A 3009-nucleotide genomic window follows, 5' to 3' on the forward strand; every position below is an offset into this window, starting at 1 on the left:
CCCTTCGCCAGGGTGCCGAGGCTCAGGTCCCCACCACGCCCCCATCGAGCTTGCGGATCACCACCGTCGCCGACCGCGGCCGCCCATCCGCCCGCTGATCCGGCCAGTTGGAATAGCGCCGCGGGTTCGCCGGATCGCTCCGCTCGCTCGGGCTCTCGCCCGGGTGCTGGATGTTGATGAACATCGTGCGCCCATCCGGCGTGCCGGTGGCGCCGGTGATCTCGCAGCCGGGCGGGCCGACGAGGAAGCGGCGGACCTCGCCCGTGCGCGGGTCGGCGGCCAGCATCATGTTGTTGCCCAGGCGCTGCATCTCGCCCTGGCCCATCGCGCTGCTGCTCATGTCGGTCTGGATCCACAGCACGCCGCGGCCGTCGACCCACAGGCCGTCGGGGCAGCCGAACATGTCGCCCTTGACGTTGCCTTTCGCCTCGGGCCGCGCGTTGGCCGGGTCGCCGGCGAGCACGAAGTGGTTCCATTCGAAGGTGGTGGCGTCGAAGTCGCTGTCTTCGCGCCAGCGGATCACCTGACCCATCACGTTGTTGGCGCGCGGGTTGGCCGCGTCCACGCCTGGCTGGCCGGCCTGGCCGCGGCTGCTGTTGTTGGTGAGCGAGCAGTAGACCCAGCGCTCCTTGTCGACGGCGATCCACTCCGGCCGGTCCATCTTGGTCGCGCCGAGCGCATCGCTGGACTGGCGCGCCTTGATCAGCACCTCGCCTTGGTCGGCGAAGCCGTTGGCCGCGGTGAGCGGGCCCGTGCCCGGCTCTTGTGAATGCGTGAGCGGCAGCCAGCGGCCGCGGCCGTCGGCATCGAAGCGGGCGACGTAGAGCGTGCCGTGGTCGAGCAGCTCGGCGTTGGCCTTGAAGCCGCCTGGCTTGACCGCATCGCGGCTGACGAACTTGTAGATGTATTCGAAACGCGCGTCTTCGCCCGAATAGACCACCGCGCGGCCATCGCGCGTGAGCGCCACGGTGTTGCCTTCGCGCGCGGCGCGGCCCAGGGCCGTGCGCTTGATGGGCGTCATGGTCGGGTCGTGCGGGTCGATCTCCACCGCCCAGCCGAAGCGGTTGATCTCGTTCGGGTGCTTGCCGGCGTCGAAGCGTTCGTCGTGCTCGTGCCAGCGGTACCAGCTGACCAGGCCCTTGCGCAGGCCCCAGCGTTGCAGGTGGGCGTCGGGCGCGTCGGGGCTCTTGAAGTAGGTGGCGAAGTTCTCTTCCGAGGTGAGGTAGGTGCCCCAGGGTGTGATGCCGCTCGCGCACTGGTTGAGGATGCCCAGCACGCGCCGCCCGCTCGGGTCGGCGGCGGTGCGCAACAGCGGGTGGCCGGCGGCCGGGCCGCGCAGCTCGACCGGGGTGGACGCCGTGATGCGCCGCGCGTAGGGCGAGGGCCGCACCACCTCCCAGCTGCGGTCGTCGCGCTGGCGCAGCTCGATCACCGAGACGCCGTGCGCCGCCTGCGACTTGCGCACCTTCTCGGCCGTCCAGTTGGCCAGGCCATCGGGGTGCAACAGGCCGTCGTCGGTGTACTCGTGGTTGATGGCCAGCAGGCCGCCGCGGCTGCCATCCTTCGCATAGAAGTGCATGCCGTCGTGGTGCATGCCCATCTGCAGCGCCTGCTCGGCGGCGGAGTTGCCGGCGTTCCACTGGAAGGCCGGCATCTGCCCGGCCACGCCCACCGGCTCGCCCCAGGCGGCGATGACCTGGGTGACGTAGCCCTCGGGCACGGTGACGGTGTCGGCGGTGCCGGTGGGCACGCTCTTGAAGCCGAGCAGCGGCCCGCCCGCGGACGCAGGGCTGGCGCAGCCCGGCAGGCCGGGCGCCAGCAGGCCGGCCAGCGCCAGGCCGGCCCCGCCACGCAGCACGGTGCGGCGCGCCGGGTCGCTCAGCTCGTGGATGCTGGGGTTGGCGGAGCGGTTGCTGTCTTCGAGGGTGGCGAAGTCCTTGGGCATGGCGGTGTCCTTCTCTTTCTCGTGCTCTCAGCTGTCGGTGGGCAACGCCAGGCCCAGGCGCTCGCGCAGGGCTTGGCGCGAGGCGCGCAGGATGGCGGTGGAGTGTTCCAGGTCGGCGATGGAGCGGGCCAGCACCACCGCGCCCACCATCTCCGACAGCATGGACACGGCCAGCACGCCGGCGTCGGGCCGGCCCATGGCTTCGAGCCTGCCGGCGATGAGCGTGGTGAGGCGCGCAGCCCCGCGCTCGAAGGCCTCGCGCGCAGCCAGGTTCAGGCGCGGCAGGTCGGCCGCCATGCTGGCGATGGGGCAGCTCGCCTCGCGGTGGTCGCGGTGGTAGCGCGAGAGGTAGAAGCCCACGTAGGCCGACAGGCCCTCGGCGGGTGGCTTGCCCTGCGAGAGCTCCTCGAACCAGGCGCAGGCCTCGTCGAACATCTGCGTGATGCTGGCCACCAGCAGCTCGTCCTTCGACGCAAAGTGGGCGTAGAAGCCGCCGTGGGTGAGCCCGGCGCGCGCCATGATGCCGGCCACGCCGATGCGGTCGGGCCCTTCGCTGCGGATGGCGGCAGACGCTTCCTTGAGCACGCGCTCGCGCGTGCGTTGCTTGTGTTCGGCGTCGTAGCGCATGGGGCGTGTTTGGTATGACGGGCGCCATATTACCCGGCACGGGTCCCGCCCGGGCGGTGGCGCTGGCCGTGGCCGGGCGTGACGGATCTGGGGTTCCCACCGAGTTGCGGGAGGCCCCAAATGGGCTAGTTCGGCCGCTTGCAGGCACAATCTCGGGCTTCCACCCTGGTCTACCTGCGCGAGCTGGCCACAGCTTTGCCCTCAGAAAACCTCGCATGAGCAACTTGTTTGAAGCCAAGGTCTTGTCGGTTCGCCACTGGACGGACCGCCAGTTCTCGTTCACCTGCACCCGCGACCCGGGTTTTCGCTTCCAGAGCGGGCAGTTCACGATGATCGGCCTGGTGGTCGACGGCAAGCCGCTGCTGCGCGCCTACAGCGTGGTCAGCCCGCACTGGGACGACACGCTGGAGTTCCTGAGCATCAAGGTGCAAGACGGC

Annotated in this window: 2 protein-coding genes and 1 pseudogene; 1 reads left to right on the top strand and 2 read right to left on the bottom strand. The window is 70.6% G+C overall.

Annotated elements, in window-relative coordinates:
- Positions 1–22: 22 nt before the first annotated feature.
- Positions 23–1945: a PhoX family protein gene (locus tag VFL64_RS21065; protein WP_489542344.1), complete on the bottom strand. Its 1923-nt coding sequence runs from the start codon at positions 1943–1945 to the stop codon at positions 23–25.
- 27 nt (positions 1946–1972) lie between these two features.
- Positions 1973–2572: a TetR/AcrR family transcriptional regulator gene (locus VFL64_RS21070; protein WP_489542345.1), complete on the bottom strand. Its 600-nt coding sequence runs from the start codon at positions 2570–2572 to the stop codon at positions 1973–1975.
- Between the two features lie 215 nt (positions 2573–2787).
- On the opposite strand from VFL64_RS21070, the pseudogene VFL64_RS21075 reads away from it, so the two are divergent.
- Positions 2788–3009: pseudogene (locus VFL64_RS21075) on the top strand (ferredoxin--NADP reductase); the annotation flags it as partial.

It is taken from the genome of Rhizobacter sp. (assembly GCF_035702065.1).
In the GTDB taxonomy this organism is placed as follows: Bacteria; Pseudomonadota; Gammaproteobacteria; order Burkholderiales; family Burkholderiaceae_C; genus Rhizobacter.